Below are 224 nucleotides of genomic sequence, written 5' to 3'. Positions count from 1 at the left end.
GGAAGCCCTGTGAGGGGTGGAGTTGACCGGTACTAATAGGCCGAGGGCTTGTCCTCAGTTGCTCGCGTCCACTGTGTTGTTCTGAAACAACGACCCCCGTGACCGCTCCGGCGGTCGGGTGGCGGATAGTTTCATAGTGTTTCGGTGGTCATAGCGTGAGGGAAACGCCCGGTTACATTCCGAACCCGGAAGCTAAGCCTCACAGCGCCGATGGTACTGCAGGG

At 59.4% G+C, this 224-nt stretch carries 1 rRNA gene; it reads left to right on the top strand.

Features of this window, described 5'->3' with window-relative positions:
* Positions 1 to 140: 140 nt before the first annotated feature.
* Positions 141 to 224: ribosomal RNA gene (gene rrf, locus IH44_RS0140330) — 5S ribosomal RNA — on the top strand; the annotation flags it as partial.

Origin of the sequence: Kitasatospora sp. NRRL B-11411 (assembly GCF_000721345.1) — a bacterium.
Lineage (GTDB): Bacteria > Actinomycetota > Actinomycetes > Streptomycetales > Streptomycetaceae > Kitasatospora > Kitasatospora cineracea.
This window is presented reverse-complemented; position numbering and strand designations above follow the sequence as displayed.